This is a genomic window from Burkholderia sp. AU33803, from assembly GCF_002223095.1.
Taxonomy (GTDB): Bacteria; Pseudomonadota; Gammaproteobacteria; order Burkholderiales; family Burkholderiaceae; genus Burkholderia.
This window is the reverse complement of the sequence record NZ_NKFJ01000006.1, coordinates 1,151,885-1,168,301: the sequence shown is the minus strand read 5'-3', so window position 1 is coordinate 1,168,301 and position 16,417 is coordinate 1,151,885. Positions and strand designations below refer to the sequence as shown.

At 68.6% G+C, this 16,417-nt stretch carries 11 protein-coding genes; 2 read left to right on the top strand and 9 right to left on the bottom strand.

Annotation, left to right across the window (positions count from 1 at the left end):
* Positions 1-73: 73 nt before the first annotated feature.
* Both CFB41_RS22550 and CFB41_RS22545 read right to left on the bottom strand, forming a co-directional pair.
* Complete coding sequence (locus CFB41_RS22550) at positions 74-1,795, bottom strand: cobalt chelatase (protein ID WP_089457926.1); 1,722 nt, start codon at positions 1,793-1,795, stop codon at positions 74-76.
* Positions 1,792-2,781, bottom strand: a complete 990-nt coding sequence (locus CFB41_RS22545; RefSeq protein ID WP_089457925.1) for an AAA family ATPase — start codon at positions 2,779-2,781, stop codon at positions 1,792-1,794. The genes CFB41_RS22550 and CFB41_RS22545 overlap by 4 nt, the downstream gene beginning before the upstream one ends.
* A 196-nt stretch (positions 2,782-2,977) precedes the next feature.
* On the opposite strand from CFB41_RS22545, the gene CFB41_RS22540 reads away from it, so the two are divergent.
* Positions 2,978-3,730: an IclR family transcriptional regulator gene (locus CFB41_RS22540; protein WP_089457924.1), complete on the top strand. Its 753-nt coding sequence runs from the start codon at positions 2,978-2,980 to the stop codon at positions 3,728-3,730.
* A gap of 32 nt (positions 3,731-3,762) precedes the next feature.
* Here the strand turns inward: CFB41_RS22540 and CFB41_RS22535 are convergent, their stop codons facing one another.
* From CFB41_RS22535 to CFB41_RS22495, 7 genes are all read right to left on the bottom strand, one after another.
* Positions 3,763-4,716, bottom strand: a complete 954-nt coding sequence (locus tag CFB41_RS22535; protein WP_089457923.1) for a DmsC/YnfH family molybdoenzyme membrane anchor subunit — start codon at positions 4,714-4,716, stop codon at positions 3,763-3,765.
* 39 nt (positions 4,717-4,755) lie between these two features.
* Positions 4,756-5,502: a 4Fe-4S dicluster domain-containing protein gene (locus CFB41_RS22530; protein WP_089457922.1), complete on the bottom strand. Its 747-nt coding sequence runs from the start codon at positions 5,500-5,502 to the stop codon at positions 4,756-4,758.
* 15 nt (positions 5,503-5,517) lie between these two features.
* Positions 5,518-8,454, bottom strand: a complete 2,937-nt coding sequence (locus CFB41_RS22525; protein ID WP_089457921.1) for a molybdopterin oxidoreductase family protein — start codon at positions 8,452-8,454, stop codon at positions 5,518-5,520.
* 253 nt (positions 8,455-8,707) lie between these two features.
* Positions 8,708-10,129 carry an amino acid permease gene (locus CFB41_RS22520; RefSeq protein WP_089457920.1) on the bottom strand — a complete coding sequence of 474 codons (1,422 nt, stop codon included), beginning with the start codon at positions 10,127-10,129 and terminating at the stop codon, positions 8,708-8,710.
* A gap of 180 nt (positions 10,130-10,309) precedes the next feature.
* On the bottom strand, positions 10,310-11,725 hold the full coding sequence (locus CFB41_RS22510; RefSeq protein WP_089457919.1) for an FAD-binding oxidoreductase: 1,416 nt from the start codon (positions 11,723-11,725) through the stop codon (positions 10,310-10,312).
* 573 nt (positions 11,726-12,298) lie between these two features.
* Complete coding sequence (locus tag CFB41_RS22500) at positions 12,299-13,603, bottom strand: MFS transporter (protein WP_089457917.1); 1,305 nt, start codon at positions 13,601-13,603, stop codon at positions 12,299-12,301.
* Positions 13,604-13,731: 128 nt separating this feature from the next.
* Positions 13,732-15,387, bottom strand: a complete 1,656-nt coding sequence (locus tag CFB41_RS22495) for a GMC family oxidoreductase (RefSeq protein WP_089457916.1) — start codon at positions 15,385-15,387, stop codon at positions 13,732-13,734.
* A gap of 186 nt (positions 15,388-15,573) precedes the next feature.
* Here CFB41_RS22495 and CFB41_RS22490 point away from each other — a divergent pair, with 186 nt between their 5' ends.
* A complete protein-coding gene (locus CFB41_RS22490; RefSeq protein WP_089442858.1) occupies positions 15,574-16,398 on the top strand; it encodes an IclR family transcriptional regulator in 825 nt (274 codons plus the stop codon).
* Positions 16,399-16,417 lie beyond the last annotated feature (19 nt).

Sequence of the window (16,417 nt, the reverse complement as noted above, 5' to 3'; positions counted from 1 at the left end):
GCTACGTCGAACCGCCTTGGTCCCGGTAATCGATTCGGACTCGACGCCTGCGCTTCGAATGCAGACATCCGCATCACCGCCGCGCGCCGATCCATCCGGCGATTTCGACGAGCCGCTTCATATCGGGCGCCGACGCAAGATCGATCGCGAGCCGGTGCCGGTAATACGGGCCGAGATCGAGCCCGATGCCCAACCCGAGCACTTCGACGCGGCCCGCCGACTCCTGGCGCGCAACGACCTGCTTCAGATGGTTGTCGAGGTAGAACGGATCGTTCGCGAGCGCCGTCGCGCCGTCCATCGGGCTGCCGTCCGAGATCACGACGAGGATCTTGCGTGCCTCCGGCCGCGCCGCGAGCCGCGCGCACGCCCATTCGACCGCTTCGCCGTCCACCCCTTCGCGGAACAGATCGGCCTTGAACAGCGCGGCAATGCCCGTGCGCGCATGCCGCCAGCGGGTATCCGCGTCCTTGAACACCAGGTGGCCGGTTTCGTTGAGCCGGCCCGGATGACGCGGCTTACCGCGCGCGAGCCAGTCCTGCCGCGCGCGCCCGCCGTTCCAGGCGAGCGTCGTGAAGCCCAGCACTTCGGTTGCGAGACCGGCGGCATCGCCCGCGCGGGCCAGCGTGTCGACCATCAGCCCGACGCCGTCGATCCACGTCTTCATCGACCCGGAGCAGTCGATCAGGAATGCGAGCGCGCAGTCGGCGTGCGGCCGCACGCGTTCGAGCCGGAACAGCCGCCGTTCGGCCGGCGAGCTGACGAGTTGCGCGAGCCGGCGGCCGTCGAGGCGGCCATGCTCTTCGCCGAACGACCAGCCGTCGGCCTGCGGCACGACGAGCGCCGCGCGTAGCACGCGGGCGAGCCGCGTGACGTTGATCCGCTGCGCGGCAACCTGGCCGTCGAGCCGGTCGCGGTACTCGCGCAGCAGTGCCGTGCGGATCTGCGCGGCCGGTCGAAGCTCGCGGTCGTAGCGCGTCGTATAGGCACGATAGACGGCATCGCCGCCCTGCAGCACGACGCTGTCGCCCGTCTCCACGAGTGCAGGCATATCGACGCCAGTCTCGTCGAAATCGACCCACAGGGAGAAATTCGTCAACGCGTCGTCCTGCTCGCGCGCGTCTTCCGTCTCCGTTTCCACGACGGCCGCACGCGCGTCGCGAATCATCGCAGCGATACACTTCGCGAGCGCGAGTGCGTGTTCCGCGAAGGCGCGCTGATCGTGCCGGCAGCGCTTGAGCCCGGCAAGCTGCACGCCGATCTCGGGCACGATCGCCGCGCGCGACGCTTCGATCAGGTCTTCCGTCTCTTCGAGCACGGGCCAGCCCGTCAGCCGCGACCACGCGATCTGCGCGACGGTGTACACGAGAATCCCGACATGCGTGTCGGCCTGCCCCGATCGATGAAACGCGCGTGACCAGGTCTCGAAGCGATGACGCAGGTTCTGCACGACACCGCGCATGGCGGGCGGCGCGAGCGATTCGCAGCGCAGTTGCTCGAGCATCTCGAACAGCACGCGTTCGACCGGATCGTCGCCGGACAACGCGCGATGCAGGTCCGCATCCGAATGCAGGATGCGCAGCGCGACGCCGTCGGCCGCACCGCGCCACGACGCGAGATCGTCGTCGGCGGCCTGCGCGCGCAGGTGCGGCGCATGGATCGGCAACGGCCGCAGGCCGCGGCACACGCGGCCCGCCCGGTAATGCAGCGCCGCGTCACGCGTCAGCGCGCGTACCGTCGACGCGCCCAGCGCTTCGCGCGCCGACGTGCGGCGCGCGGCATCGCGATCGGCGCTCACCGCCCTGCCCCCGGCTCGCCGCCGCCGGCACGCGACGCAACCGCCAGCTCCTCGCCGAAACAGCGCTGGTAATACTCGGCGACGACCGGCCGCTCCGCGTCGTCGCACTTGTTCAGGAACGTGAGCCGGAACGCGAGCGCCGGATCGCGGAAGATCTGGCAGTTCTCGGCCCAGTTGATCACCGTGCGCGGCGACATCAGCGTCGACAGGTCGCCGGTCGCGAAACCGTTGCGCGTCAGCTCCGCGAGGCTCACCATCGATTCGAGCAGCGGGCGGCCGGCTTCGTCCGCGAGTTCCGGCACGCGCGCACGGACGATGCCGATCTCCTCGTCGCGCGGCAGGTAGTCGAGCGTCGCGACCACGTTCCAGCGGTCCATCTGCGCGTGGTTGAGCATCTGCGTGCCGTGGTAGAGCCCGTTCAGGTTGCCGAGCCCGACCGTGTTCGCGGTCGCGAACAGCCTGAACGACGGATGCGGGTGAATCACGCGGTTCTGGTCGAGCAGCGTGAACTTGCCGTCGCGCTCCAGAATCCGCTGGATCACGAACATCACGTCGGGCCGCCCCGCGTCGTATTCGTCGAAGATCAGCGCGACCGGCCGCTGCAGCGCCCACGGCACGATCCCTTCCTGGAATTCGGTCACCTGCACGTCGTCGCGCACGACGATCGCATCCTTGCCCACCAGATCGAGCCGGCTGATGTGGCCGTCGAGGTTCACGCGCACGCACGGCCAGTTCAACCGTGCAGCGACCTGCTCGATATGCGTCGACTTGCCGGTGCCGTGCATCCCCTGCACGAGCACGCGGCGGTTGCGCGCGAAGCCCGCGAGGATCGCGAGCGTGACGTCCGGGTTGAAGCGGTAGGCGTCGTCGATATCGGGCACGTGGTCGTCGCGCGTGCTGAACGCGGGCACCATCAGGTCTGAATCGAACCCGAACCGTTCGCGGACCGGCACCATGCAGTCCGGCTTGTTCGCCACCCCATCCATTGCGTTGCGCTCCTGTCGTTGCTGTCGTTGCTGGCCGCGCGGGCATCGATCGTCGCGCCTGCGCCGGTCGCGTTTATGGAACGATTCGTTCCATCGCTGAAAATGCGTGCCGGGTTGCCGCGCCCACCGCCCCACGCGGCCGGCCTGCCGGGCCGTTCGGTACAATGGCCGCCATCCAGTTTCCGGAACGCCTGCCATGCTGCCCGCGGATACGCCCACGCTGCGCGCCTTCGCGCTGCTCGAACATCTCGTCCAGGCCGGCGACGCCGTGTCGCTCGCCGATCTCGTGCGCGAAGTCGATCTCCCGAAGGCGTCGCTGCACCGGATGCTCGCGTCGCTCGAAGCCGGCGGCCTCGTGATCCGCGAGCCGGGCCGCAAGAACGCGTATGCGATCGGCCCGCGCCTCGCGCGGCTCGGCACCGGCGTGATACTGCATGCGGGCGCGCGCCGGCTGCGCCACGCGATCCTCGAACGGCTCGTCGCCGATCTCGGCGAAACCTGCAACCTCACCGCGCTGCATGACACGGAAGTCGCCTATCTCGACCGCGTCGAAGCCGACTGGCCGCTGCGCCTCGACCTGAAGCCCGGCTCGCGCGTGCCCGCGCACTGCAGCGCCAGCGGCAAGCTGCTGCTCGCGCTGCTGCCGCGCGACGAACGCACCGCGCTGGTACGCGCACTGGCGCTGCCGCGCTACACGCCGAACACGATCTCCGACCCCGAGCTGCTCGAAGCCGAACTCGACCGCACCGCGCACAAGGGCGTCGCGATCGACAACGAGGAATTCGTCGCGGGCATCGTGTGCATCGCGGCGCCGATCGTCGGCGACGACGGCGCGTGCATCGCCGCGGTCGCCGTGCATGCGCCCGTGTCGCGCGCACCGCTGTCGCAGCTGCTCGACCACGTGCCGCGTTTGCAGGAAGCAGCGCGCGCGCTCGCGGAAACGTTCTAGTTCCCGCACGGCGTGGCGGCGCACGCGCAACGTCATGACGCGCGCTGGTAGTAGATGTTCTGCGGATGGCGCGCATCCGCGAAGAAGAACCAGCGTTCCGCGACCAGCCCCGCATACTGGATCACGAATGCCGCGCCGAGCGCGACGGCGGCCGCGACCGACGTCGGCGAGAGCGCAAGCGCACCCGCGCCGGTCAGCACGAACGGCACCGCGAACGCACCGATCAGGAAGCCGGCCTTCACCGCGTGCAGCGTGCCGTTGCCCTGCCCGTGAAAGAACTCCCGCGTATTGAACGCGCTGGCCGTGAAGCCGCGCGATTTCTGCTCGACCTTGTCGCTTCGGATCCCGGTCGCGCTCTGCACGGTCGACTTCGGCCGCAGCCGCGCATTGCGCGCGAGCGACGCGAGCCGTGCCACGCCGCCCGCGAGCGTCAGCACGCAGGCTGCCATCGCAAGCCGGCCGACCAGCGCCGGCGCGAGCCACGCGGCGCATGCCGTCGCCAGCGTACAGCCCGACGCGCAGCCGAGCAGCACGAAGTTCACGAGCGTCAGCGGGCTGGCCCACTCCTGCAGGAAGCGCAGGCACGCGTAGATCATCGCGGTGCATACGAACAGCGCGACGCTCGCGAGCGCGCCCACCGCGCCGATCAGCAACGTGCCGGGCCAGCCGAGCAGGTGCGCCGCGCCATACGCGAATGCACATGCGAGAAACACCGGCAGCGCGATGCATTCGCGTGACAGCCACGACGTGCGCCACATCGCGATCGCGCGCCAGGCCCGCTCGGGGTGGCCGAGATGAAAGAACGACGCCAGCAGGCCGAGTGCGCCGAGCGCAACCGACAGCGCGGCACCCGTCACGTAGAACGACGCGGCAATATCGACGCCTGCCGCGCTTGCCAGTGCCTCGACGATCACGAGCGTCAGCAGCAGACCCTGTGCCGCACCGCACAGGGTGGTGAGGAAAACGACCGAAAAGGCTGGGCGCATGGGGACTCCGGTTTTTCGTATGAGTGAAGGGCTTGGCGTTCAGCGCTGCGTCGCGAGCGACACGAGATCGATGTCGCCGCGCGTCGCGCGGGCCTCGAATGAATCGTCTTCGCCGATGCCGTTCGATGCGCTGCCGCACCCGCCGCTACTTCCGCACCCGCACGATGCTTCGGTCTTCACGCGCGGCAGGTAGTGGTTCGACGGCTGCGTGCCCCATTCGGGCATCAGCTGATAGCCGCCGCGTTCGCGGATCGCGCGCGACACGTCCGACTCCGGATCGTGCACGTCGCCGAACAGCCGCGCCGACGTCGGGCACGCGAGCACGCAGGCCGGCTTCCGGTCACGCTCGGGCAGCGCCTGGTTGTCGATGCGGTCCGCGCACAGCGTGCACTTCGTCATCTCCTTGCGGCCTTCGTCGAGCTCGCGCGCACCGTACGGGCATGCCCACGCGCAGTACTTGCAGCCGATGCACTTGTCGTAGTCGACCAGCACGATCCCGTCCGACTTGCGCTTGTAGCTCGCGCCGGTCGGGCATACCGGCACGCATGGCGGATCCTCGCAGTGCAGGCACGACTTCGGGAAGTGAATCGTGTCGGTCATCGGGAACACGCCCGCTTCGTAGGTCTGCACGCGGTTGAAGAACGTGCCGGACGGATCGTCGTCGTACGGGCGCATATCGGCGAGACTGCCGGCTTCGCCCGACGTGTTCCATTCCTTGCAGCTCGTCACGCAGGCATGGCAGCCGACGCACACGTTCAGGTCGATGACGAGGGCCATCTGGGTCATGGGGTGCTCCTTCGATCAGCGATCTTCAGACTTCGGGCCGGCGGACGCCGCGCGCCGCAACCGCGCGGCGAATGCGCCGGTTCCCGCGAAATACGCCTGCACGCGCTGCAGCACGCGCGGCGTGCCCGGCAGCGCCGGCATCGGCGCGAACTGCGGCAAGGTCGTCGTCGCATCGGCTTCGGCCGGATAGATCCGCACCTGCACGTCGTACCAGCCGGCCTGCCCCGTGATCGGATCGGAGTTCGACATCCGCGCACCGCCGCGCGCCGCATCCGGCAGCTCGTCGGTGATCACGTGGTTCAACAGGAAGCCGCGCTGCGACTCACCCGCCTGCGGCCCGAGGTTCCACGCGCCGGCCGCCTTGCCGATTGCGTTCCAGGTCCATACGGTGCCGGGCTCGACCGCCTCGCTGTAGCGCGCGCGGCAGCGCACCTTGCCCCACGGCGATTCGACGTAGATCCATGCGCCGTCGTCGATCCGCTGCGCGGCGGCCGTGACCGGGTTCACGAACAGGTGGTTCTCGCCGTGGATCTGGCGCAGCCACGCGTTCTGCGAATCCCACGAGTGGTACATCGCCATCGGCCGCTGCGTGATCGCCGCGAGCGGATAGCGGCCCGCATCGGTCAGCCCGCTTTCGAGCGAGCGATGCCAGAACGGCAGCGGATCGAAATAGCGCGCGATGCGCTCGCGCAGATGGTCGGGCGGCTGGCGGCCCGACGTGCGGCCCTGCGCGGCGAGCCGGAATTTCTGCATCACGTCCGAGTAGAGCTGGATCACGATCGGCACGCCGAACTTGCGCATCCCGTTGTCGACCGCCCATTGCATGTACGGGCCGTTGCAGTTGCGCATGTACTGCAGCGGCTCCGGCAACCGGTGGTGATACACGCAGTTGTTCTCCGCGTAGCGCTTCCACTGGTCGGGATTCGGTTCGCCGACGACGGCCTTGTCGCCGTCCTTGCCGCGCCAGCCGATCAGGAAGCCGGTGCCGGAATCAGGCGCGGTCTGGAAGTTGATGACGAAATCCGGGTAGTCGCGATACTTGCGCTGCCCGTCCGCGGTCGTGAAGGCCGGAAACTTCAGCCGGCTCGCAAGCTCGATCAGCACTTCCTGGAACGGCTTGCATTCCCCGGTCGGCGGCACGACCGGCACGCGCACCGAGTCGACCGGACCGTCGAATTCGGAGATCGGCCGGTCGAGCACCGACATCACGTCGTGCCGTTCGAGGTAGGTCGTGTCGGGCAGGATCAGGTCGGCGAACGCCGTCATCTCCGACGCGAACGCATCGCACACGACGAGGAACGGGATCCGGTATTCGCCGTCGTCGCGCTTGTCGACCAGCATCTTGCGCACTTCCGTCGTGTTCATCGACGAATTCCACGCCATGTTGGCCATGAAGATCAGCAGCGTGTCGATCGGATAGGGATCGCCGCGCCACGCATTGGTGATCACCGAATGCATGAGCCCGTGCACCGCGAGCGGGTATTCCCACGAGAACGCCTTGTCGAGCCGCGCGGGCGTGCCGTCCGGATGGACGAACAGATCCTCGGGGCCGGCGGGCCAGCCGAGCGGGCCGGTGGCAAGTGGCGTGTTCGGCTTGATCTGCGCCGGGTCGTTCGGCGGTTTCGCCGACGGCGGCACCGCGCGCGGATACGGCGCCTTGTGCCGGAAGCCGCCCGGCCGGTCGATCGTGCCGAGCAGCGACATCAGCACGGCGAGCGCGCGGATCGTCTGGAAGCCGTTCGAATGCGCGGCGAGCCCGCGCATCGCATGGAACGCGATCGGCACGCCCTTCACCGATTCGTGTTCCTTGCCCCACGAATCGGTCCAGCGCACCGGCAGTTCGATCGCGTGGTCGCGCGCGACCGTCTCCATCTCGCGCGCCAGGCGGCGGATCGTGTCGGCCGCGATGCCGGTGATGTCGGCCGCCCATTCGGGCGTGCATTCGGCCACTTGTTCGCGCAGCAGCGTGAACGACGGCGCGACGGGCGTGCCGTCGTCGAGCGTATAGCGGCCGTCGAGCGCGGGCGCCGCGCCTTCCGTGTGATGCAGCACCGCGCGGTTCGTCTTCGTGTCCCACCACATCCGGTTCTGCGGATACAGCGCGTTGACCTCCGGCGCGCCGGCGTCGCGCACGAACAGCCCGAACGTGTCGGCGCCGTCGCGCTGGTCGACCAGCTCCGCCGCGTTCGTGAAGCGCGACACGAATTCGAGGTCGAACGCGTTGCGCGCGATCAGCTCGTGCATCAGCGCCATGAACAGCGCGCCGTCGGTGCCGGGGCGAATCGGAATCCATTCGTCGGCGATCGCCGCGTAGCCGGTGCGCACCGGATTGATCGCGATGAAACGGCCGCCCGCGCGCTTGAACTTGCCGAGCGCGATCTTCAGCGGATTCGAATGGTGGTCCTCCGCGGTGCCGATCATGAAGAACAGCTTCGCGTTGTCGAGATCGGGGCCGCCGAATTCCCAGAACGAACCGCCGATCGTGTAGATCATCCCGGCCGCCATGTTCGCCGAGCAGAACCCGCCATGCGCCGCATAGTTCGGCGTACCGAACTGTTTCGCGAACAGCCCGGTGAGCGCCTGCATCTGGTCGCGGCCGGTGAACAGCGCGAAGCGCTTCGGGTCGGTGGCGCGCAGGTGTGCGAGACGCTTTTCGAGCACGTCGAACGCGACCTCCCACGACACCGGCTCGAACTGCGCGTCGCCGCGCTCGGCGCCCGGCTTGCGCATCAGCGGCTGCGTGAGCCGCGCGGGTGAATACTGCTTCATGATGCCGGACGAGCCTTTCGCGCAGATGACACCCTGGTTCAACGGATGCGCGGGATTGCCGTCGATATAGCGCACCTCGCCGTCGCGCAGGTGCACGCGGATGCCGCAGCGGCACGCGCACATGTAGCACGTCGTCGTCTTGATCTCGGCCTGCTCGTCCCGCTCGCGTGCCCGATGTTCCATCGTCTGTCCTCGTTCGCGGATTCGCGGATGAGGGCGCGCCCAGCAGGGCGCACCCGTGAATCGGTTCATCCATGCTATGCCGGCACGCGGCCGACATAAAGTCGCATCCTCTGATCGGTGCTATCGGTCAGCCCGATAGTTGCCCCGATAATTGCCCCGGCCATCCGTCGGCTCGGGCCGGAAGCCGCATGCACGAAGGCCCGGCACGCGGGCCGGGCCTTCGTGGTCAGGCGTTACCGCGCATGACCGTGCATCACCGCGGCGGATAGGCGAGCAGTTCGCTGTCGTCGAGAGGCTCGCGGCGGCTGCGGCGCGTGAGCCCGTACGCGACGATCAGCACGCCGAGGCTGGCGACACCGAGCCACAGCGGCTTGCGCTGGTCGGGGATGAACGCCATCGCGACGAGGATGCCGACCATCCCGATGATCGCGACCCACGTGAGGTACGGATACGCCCACATCTTGACGCGCAGCTTGCTGGCGGCCACCGGGTCGAGACGCTTGCGCAGGCGCAGTTGCGAAAACGCGATCAGCACGTACACGAACAGCGCGACGGTGCCGTACGAATTGACGAGGAACGCGAACACGGTATCGGGCGACACGTACGACATCACCACCGACACGTAGCCGAACACCGTGCCGAGCAGGATCGCGCGCACCGGCACGCCGCGCTTGTTGACCTTCGCGAGCGCGGCCGGCGCGTCGCCGTGGCGGGTCAGCGCGAACAGCATCCGCGACGCCGCATAGAGGCCCGAGTTGAGCGCGGACAGCACGGCCGTCAGCACGATCGCGTTCATCACGTTGGCGGCAGCCGGCAGGCCCATCACTTCGAGCGCGCTCACGTACGGCGTGGCCATCTGATGCGAATTCCACGGCACCAGTGCGACGACGAGCGCCACCGAGCCGACGTAGAACACCAGCACGCGCGTGATCACCGAATTGGTGGCCTTCGCAACCGCTTTCGCCGGTTCCTTCGCCTCGGCCGCCGCGATCGTGACGATCTCGGCACCGAAGTAGAAGCCGGTCGCCGCGACCGCCCCGCTCATCACCGGCCCGATGCCGAGCGGCATGAAGCCGCCGTGGCCGAGCAGCGTCGGCAGCACGGACGTCGTGTGCATCGACGCGGGCCACAGGCCGAGCACGTAGAGGCCGCCGAGGAACAGGAACACGATGATCGCGCCGACCTTGATCGACGAGAACCAGAACTCGAACTCGCCGTAGCTGCCGACCGAGATCAGGTTCGTGAGCGTCAGCACGACCAGCAGCGCGAGGCTGATGATCCACGCGGGCGTATCGGGCAGCCAGAACTGGATCAGCTTCGCGCCCGCCACCGCTTCGAGCGCGACGACGATCACCCAGAAATACCAGTACATCCAGCCGGTCAGAAAGCCCGCCATCTTGCCGGGCCCGCGCCAGTTGCCGAACGCGAGCCGCGCGTATTCGTAGAACGAACCGACGGCCGGCATCGCGCATGCCATCTCGCCGAGCATCCGCATCACGAGCACGACGAGCCCGCCCGTGATCAGGAACGACAGGATCGCGGCCGGCCCGGTCTGCTGAATCACCACGCCGCTGCCGACGAACAGCCCGGCACCGATCACGCCGCCAAGCGCGATCATCGTCATGTGGCGCTGCTTGAGTCCACACTTCAGGTCACTCTGATTCGAGGGTTGCATGTCTTCTCCATATCCAGTTGTCCGGACGCCGCCCGCACGCCACCATCGAGTGAGCGCGGGCGCCGCCGGCGACGGCGCGTGCAAGGGCGCCTGCCGCCCCGGCCGCACGGATTTCTATTGCTTTTATTGTGTTCGACCGCCCGGCACGCGTTACGTCACGCCGGGCGATAGGCACTGCGTTCAGGGCTTTTCGTCATTCCTGAAGTAAGACAGGTAGAGCATCCGTTGCCCGATGCGCCGGAACGGCGCGAACGGGTGGCCAGGCAGCGGCGACGTGAAGATCGGCAGCGTCTGGCGGGCGCCCTTCCCCGCAATCTGCTCGGCCAGCCGGCGGCCGGCCTGCTGCGAGTACGACACGCCGTTGCCGCCGTAGCCGAGCGCGTAGTACACCGACTGCCGCGGGTCGGGCTGGCACACGCGCGGCATCATGTCGTGACTCACGTCGACCCAGCCCCACCACGAGTAGTCGATCTCCACGCCGCGCAGCGCGGGAAACTTGCGCGCCATCCCTTCCTTCAGCAATTCGAAGTGACGCGGGTTCGGCGCATCGTCACCGGTGATCGCGCTGCGGCTGCCGATCTGCAAGCGGCGATCGGGCAGGAAACGGTAGTAGAAACGCAGCGTGCGCGTATCGGTCAGCACCTGCGTCGTGCGGAAATTGCACGCGTCGATCTCCGCGTCGGTGAGCGGGCGCGTGACCATCGAGTTCGACAGGATCGGCATCACCTTGCTGCGCAGCGACGGATGCAGCGTCTGCGCGGTGTACGCGCCGGTCGCGATGCCCACCGCGCGGGCCCGCACGACGCCGCCGGGCGTACGCAAGTGGTGCACGCCATCGATCGTCTCGAAGCCGAGCACCGGGCTGCTCGTATGCACCTTCGCACCGGCTTCGCGCGCGAGACGCAGGTAGCCGAACGCGAGCTTCAGCGCGTGGATGCCGATGCCTTTCGGCTCGTGCAGCGCGCCGGCCGCTTCGTGATCGTTGATGAATTCGCGACGGAAGGTTTCGGCGCTCAGTAGCTCGGACGGATAGCCGAACACGTCCTTCCACACCTTCGCCTCGGCCGCGAGCCTGGCCATGATGCGCGGGCGATGCGCGATCAGGAAATGGCCACCCGGCTGCGGGTCGCAGTCGATTTCCGCGACGAGCGACTTGAAGTGCTCGAAGCCTTCGAGGATCTCGTCGTGCATCTTCAGCGCGACATCCTTGCCCCAGCGCTCGATCCACTGCGAGCGCGACAGCCGGCCCGACGCGTTCTGCCCCTGCCCGCCGTTGCGGCTGCTGCAGCCCCAGCTCGTGCGGTTGGCTTCGAGCACGACGGCCTTGATGCCATGATCCCGCGCGAGGCACAGCGCGGTCGCGAGGCCCGTGTAGCCGGCGCCGATGATTGCGACGTCGACATCGAGATCGCGCGTCACGGGGCCGTCATCGGGCGGCGGGGTGCCGGCGGTTGCGACCCAGTAGGTCGGCGCGTACTGCTTGCCGCACCCGGGCCCCGGCGACACGAGCGGATCGTAGGTCGGGTCGTAACGCGTATCGCTCGGCCGGCCGCCGGCGAAGCCGCTCGCGGTGCGTTCGATGGAAGGGGTCGACATGCTCAGACCTCCGACACGGGCTGGCCTGCCGCGCCGCAACGGGCGCACGAGGCGATTCGACTGACTGATGCGGGGCGCGCGCTCGCCGCACGGGCGAATGCTGCCGACTGCCTGTTGGTCATGCCTGTCTCCTGATCGTTCTCTTCGGGTCGATCGTGTGCAGATGCTTCAATGCGGCGATCTGTCGAGGAAAGTGTAGGCAGGCCGATTTGTCGCAGGTAGGGCCAGTGGGCCGGATTCGCTTGGACCAGCGTGTGGGGGCGTCGAACGGCTGGTAACAGCCGGCGACAGGTGCGCGGCGTCGGTCACAAAGGATCGGCGGCGTGGACGCGACGCCACCGGGCGATCGGGACGCTGAACGTCGGGCCACCTCGGGCAGACGGCAGACGGAGTCGCTCGGCAAGGCGCGGCAGCATGAGCACGACGCGGCCGGACGACCGGGGCACCGAACGGCGGGCGGCAGCGGGCGACCGGCAGACAGCGTCGGTCAGCGGCGCAGGCACGACGCCGCCGGAAGACCGGGCCGCCGATACGCCCCCACGCCGCGCCCTGCCCTATCCGCCCCTTCCACCGTCACATCGCGCGCACCGCTAAGCCGTCCACGCCGCCGCGCTTCTCGATCGCCCGTGCGGACACGATCGACAGGAGTGCAGACAACATCACGTAAACCCCGACGAGCCACGGCGCCCCGCCGTTCATGCGCAGCAGCGCGGTCGCGACGATCGGCGTGAGGCCGCTCGCGAAGATGCCCGACACCTGGTAGACGAACGAAATCCCCGTGTAACGCACGTTCGCGTCGAACAGCTCCGCGAACAGCGCGGCCTCCGGCCCGTACGCCATCGCGTAGAAAATCCCGAACGGGATCACCAGCGCGAGCCACACGGCGAGCAGGTGGGTCGACTGCGTCTGCAACAGCCAGAACGCGGGCAGCACCGACAGCCCGCACAGCGTCGCGCCCCACCGGTACACGCGCGCACGGCCGAGCCGGTCCGACAGCCCGCCGAACACCGGGATGAACACGCACATCACGACCGCCGCGCTCATCACGCCGAGCAGCGCGTCGCCGCGCGAAATCGACAGGTTGCGCGTCATGTAGCCGATCGAGAACACCGCGAACACGTTGAAGAACACACCGTCGATATAGCGCGCGCCCATCCCGAGCAGGATCGCCTGACGATAGTGGGCGAGCAGCTCGACGACCGGCAGCTTCGTCGCGCGCCGCTGGCGCTTGAGCGCGACGAACTCGGGCGTATCGGCCACGCGCGTGCGGATGTAGAAGCCGACCGCGACCAGCAGCAGCGACGCCGCGAACGCGACGCGCCAGCCCCACGCGAGGAACGCGGCGTCCGGCAGCGCACGCGACAGCGCCGCGACCACGCCGGCCGCGAGGCACAGCCCGATCGCGAGCCCGATCTGCGGCAGGCTCGCATACAGCCCGCGCCGGTGCGGCGGCGCGTACTCGTACGCCATTAGCACCGCGCCGCCCCACTCGCCGCCCAGGCCGATGCCCTGCAGCACGCGCAGCGTGAGCAACAGCACCGGCGCCCACATGCCGATCTGCGCGTAGGTCGGCAGGAACGCGACGCCGGCCGTCGACACGCCCATGATCAGCATCGTCAGGATCAGCGCGGACTTGCGCCCGACGCGGTCGCCGAGATGGCCGAACAGCAAGCCGCCGAGCGGCCGCGTGACGAAGCCGACCGCGAACGTCGCATACGCGAGCATCGTCGACACGAACGCGTCGCCGGCCGGAAAGTACTGCTTGTCGAACACGATGCCGGCGACCACGCCGTACAGGAAAAAGTCGTACCACTCGACGGTCGCGCCGATCACGCTGGCCGCGGCCACGCGTCGGACGACCCGGGAATCGATTGCCATGCGAGCTTCTCCAGGTAAGGATGCGCCGCAACCTGCCCCGGCGCCGTACCGGCGGGGGCATCGATGAACGCGCGGCGGCCGTCCGGGCGCAGGCGCACGGGCCACGCGGGGTGATGCGTGGCGACGCGCTACGCGAGCGCCTCGGCGGCCGGCGCGACACTGCGGCCGCGATCGGCCTCGCGCGCGTCCTCGAGGATCATGTCGGACGCCTTCTCGGCGACCATCACGATCGGCACGTTGGTGTTGCCCGATACGAGGGTCGGCATGATCGAGCAGTCGACCACGCGCAGCCCGCGCGTGCCGTACACGCGCAGCCGCTCGTCGACGACAGCGAGCGCATCGCTCGCGACGCCCATTTTCGCGGTGCCGGACGGATGGAAGATCGTCTGCCCGTATTCCCGGCAGAACTCGAGCAGTTCGTCGTCGGTCTGCGCGTCCGCGCCCGGCCGCACCTCGCGCTTCATCAGCGGCGCCATCGGCTCGGTGGCCGCGACGCGTCGCGCGAAGCGCACGCCGGCCACCGTCGTGCGGCGGTCGCGCTCGGTGTCGAGATAGTTCGGCTGGATCGACGGCGCGTCGCGCGCATCGTCGGTGCGGATGCGCACGGTGCCGCGCGATTCGGGCCGCAGCTGGCAGATCGAATACGTGCAGCCGGGGAACGGATGCACGCTGCCGCCCGCCGAATCGGCCGACAGCGTCGAGAAATGGAACTGGATGTCCGGCGTCGCCGATTCGTCCGGCAGCGCACGGCAAAACAACCCGCCCTGGTTGATGCCGATCGCGAGCGGGCCGCCGCGGAACAGCGCCCACTGCAGCCCCATCTTCGCGCGGCCGATCCACGAATGCAGTTCGTCGTTGGTCGTGATCGGCTTCGTCACTTCGTAGATCAGACGAATCTGCAGATGATCCTGCAGGTTCTCGCCGACGCCCGCGCGATCGGCGACAACCGGAATCCCGTGCCGGCTCAAGAGCGCGGCCGGCCCGACGCCCGACACCTGCAGCAGTTGCGGCGACTGCAGCGCGCCGGCCGCGAGAATCACCTCGCGCAGCGCGCGCACCTCGTGCACGTTGCCATGCTGGACGTACCGCACGCCGGACGCCTGCGCGCCGTCGAACAGCACCTTCAGCGCCTGCGCATCGGTTTCGACGTGCAGGTTCGGCCGCCCGCGCGCGGGCTTCAGGTAGGCCACCGCCGTCGAGCAGCGCAGCCCGTTGCGCGTGGTGAGCTGGTAATAGCCGACGCCCTCCTGGTCACCCGTATTGAAATCGTCGACCGTGCGCACGCCGAGCCGGTTCGACGCGGCCACGAACGCATCGACGAGTTCGTGCCGCTGCCGGATCGCGGACGCCCACAGCGGGCCGCCGGTGCCGCGCGTCGGCCCTTCGCCGAGCGTGTTGTGTTCGAGCTTGCGGAAATACGGCAGGCACTCGCGCCAGCTCCAGCCGCGATTGCCGAGCGCGGCCCAGTGGTCGTAATCCTGCTGCTGCCCGCGCACGTAGATCAGCCCGTTGATCGAACTGCAGCCGCCGAGCGTGCGGCCGCGCGGCCAGTACAGGCGGCGGTTGTGCATGTTCGGATCGGGATCGGTGTGGAAGCCCCAGTTGTACACGGGGTGGAACATCGTCTTGCCGTACCCGATCGGCACGTGGATCCACATGTAGCGGTCGGGGGGGCCCGCTTCCAGCAGGCACACCGTATGGCGGCCGCCGTCGGACAGCCGGTTGGCGAGGACGCAACCGGCCGATCCCGCGCCGACCACGACATAGTCGAAGCTGCGTGTCATTCGTGTCTCCGTTCCGGGGTTTTGGAAAAATCCGGTATGTTTCGTCCAAATTTATTGAGCCCACGGAACGCGTACAAGCCGATTTATTGTCCACGCCGCGAATGTGGTACAAAAACCGTTCAATTTGTTTCATTTCCGTCGCACACACCATCCCGGGACGCACGCCGATCCCGGCGGAGGAGACACATGCGCGAAACCGCCCCCGCGCCGCCCGATGGCGCGCCCGCCGACGACGCGCGCGTCCTGCGCGCGCTCGCGGTGCTCGAAGCACTCGCGTCGGCCGGCCAGCCCTACACGCTGTCGCAGCTCGCCGCGCGGCTTCATATCCCGAAGGCGACACTGCTGCGCCTGATCGAATCGCTCGAAACGCGCGGCTACGTGATCCACCTGCCCGACTCGCGCGGCCACGATCGCGGCATCGCGCTCGGCCCGCGCGCCGCGCAGTTCGCGCTCGCGGCACTGTCGAACAACACCTTCACGCGCGGCTGCCGCTCGGTGCTGCGCTCGCTCGTCGACGTGCTCGGCGAGACCTGCAACCTCACCGCGCTCGACGGCGACACGGTGCTGTACGTCGAACGCGTCGAGACGACCGAGCCGCTACGGCTCGAGATGCGGCCCGGCATGCGCGTGCCGCTGCATTGCACGGCGAGCGGCAAGCTGTTCCTGTCGCAGCTGAATGCGCTGGAGCGCAACGCGATGCTCGCGCGGCTCACGCTGAAGAAGATGACCTACCGGACGCTGACCGATGCGCAGTTGCTCGCGGCCGAGCTCGATCGGCTCGCCGCGCGTGGCGTCGGGATCGACAACGAGGAGTTCGTGCGCGGGATGGTGGCGGTGGCGGTGCCGGTGAAGGAGGCAGCAAGCGGCCGCGTGCTCGCGGCGCTCGCCGTGCATGCGCCGACCGCGCGCGCGACGCTCAACGACCTGCTGGAGAACGTGCCGAAAATGCGGGAAGCGGCGACGCGGCTCGCGCCGCTGCTGCATGCGGCCGAGGGCGCGCCGCCGGGTTGATTGCCGTGATGCGCGAAAG

Bases quoted from the DNA above. Each gene is read 5' to 3' on its own strand.
- CFB41_RS22510 (WP_089457919.1), bottom strand. From the start codon at position 11,725: ATGTCGACCCCTTCCATCGAACGCACCGCGAGCGGCTTCGCCGGCGGC.
- CFB41_RS22530 (WP_089457922.1), bottom strand. From the start codon at position 5,502: ATGACCCAGATGGCCCTCGTCATCGACCTGAACGTGTGCGTCGGCTGC.
- CFB41_RS22540 (WP_089457924.1), top strand. From the start codon at position 2,978: ATGCTGCCCGCGGATACGCCCACGCTGCGCGCCTTCGCGCTGCTCGAA.
- CFB41_RS22535 (WP_089457923.1), bottom strand. From the start codon at position 4,716: ATGCGCCCAGCCTTTTCGGTCGTTTTCCTCACCACCCTGTGCGGTGCG.
- CFB41_RS22490 (WP_089442858.1), top strand. From the start codon at position 15,574: ATGCGCGAAACCGCCCCCGCGCCGCCCGATGGCGCGCCCGCCGACGAC.
- CFB41_RS22525 (WP_089457921.1), bottom strand. From the start codon at position 8,454: ATGGAACATCGGGCACGCGAGCGGGACGAGCAGGCCGAGATCAAGACG.
- CFB41_RS22545 (WP_089457925.1), bottom strand. From the start codon at position 2,781: ATGGATGGGGTGGCGAACAAGCCGGACTGCATGGTGCCGGTCCGCGAA.
- CFB41_RS22520 (WP_089457920.1), bottom strand. From the start codon at position 10,129: ATGCAACCCTCGAATCAGAGTGACCTGAAGTGTGGACTCAAGCAGCGC.
- CFB41_RS22500 (WP_089457917.1), bottom strand. From the start codon at position 13,603: ATGGCAATCGATTCCCGGGTCGTCCGACGCGTGGCCGCGGCCAGCGTG.
- CFB41_RS22495 (WP_089457916.1), bottom strand. From the start codon at position 15,387: ATGACACGCAGCTTCGACTATGTCGTGGTCGGCGCGGGATCGGCCGGT.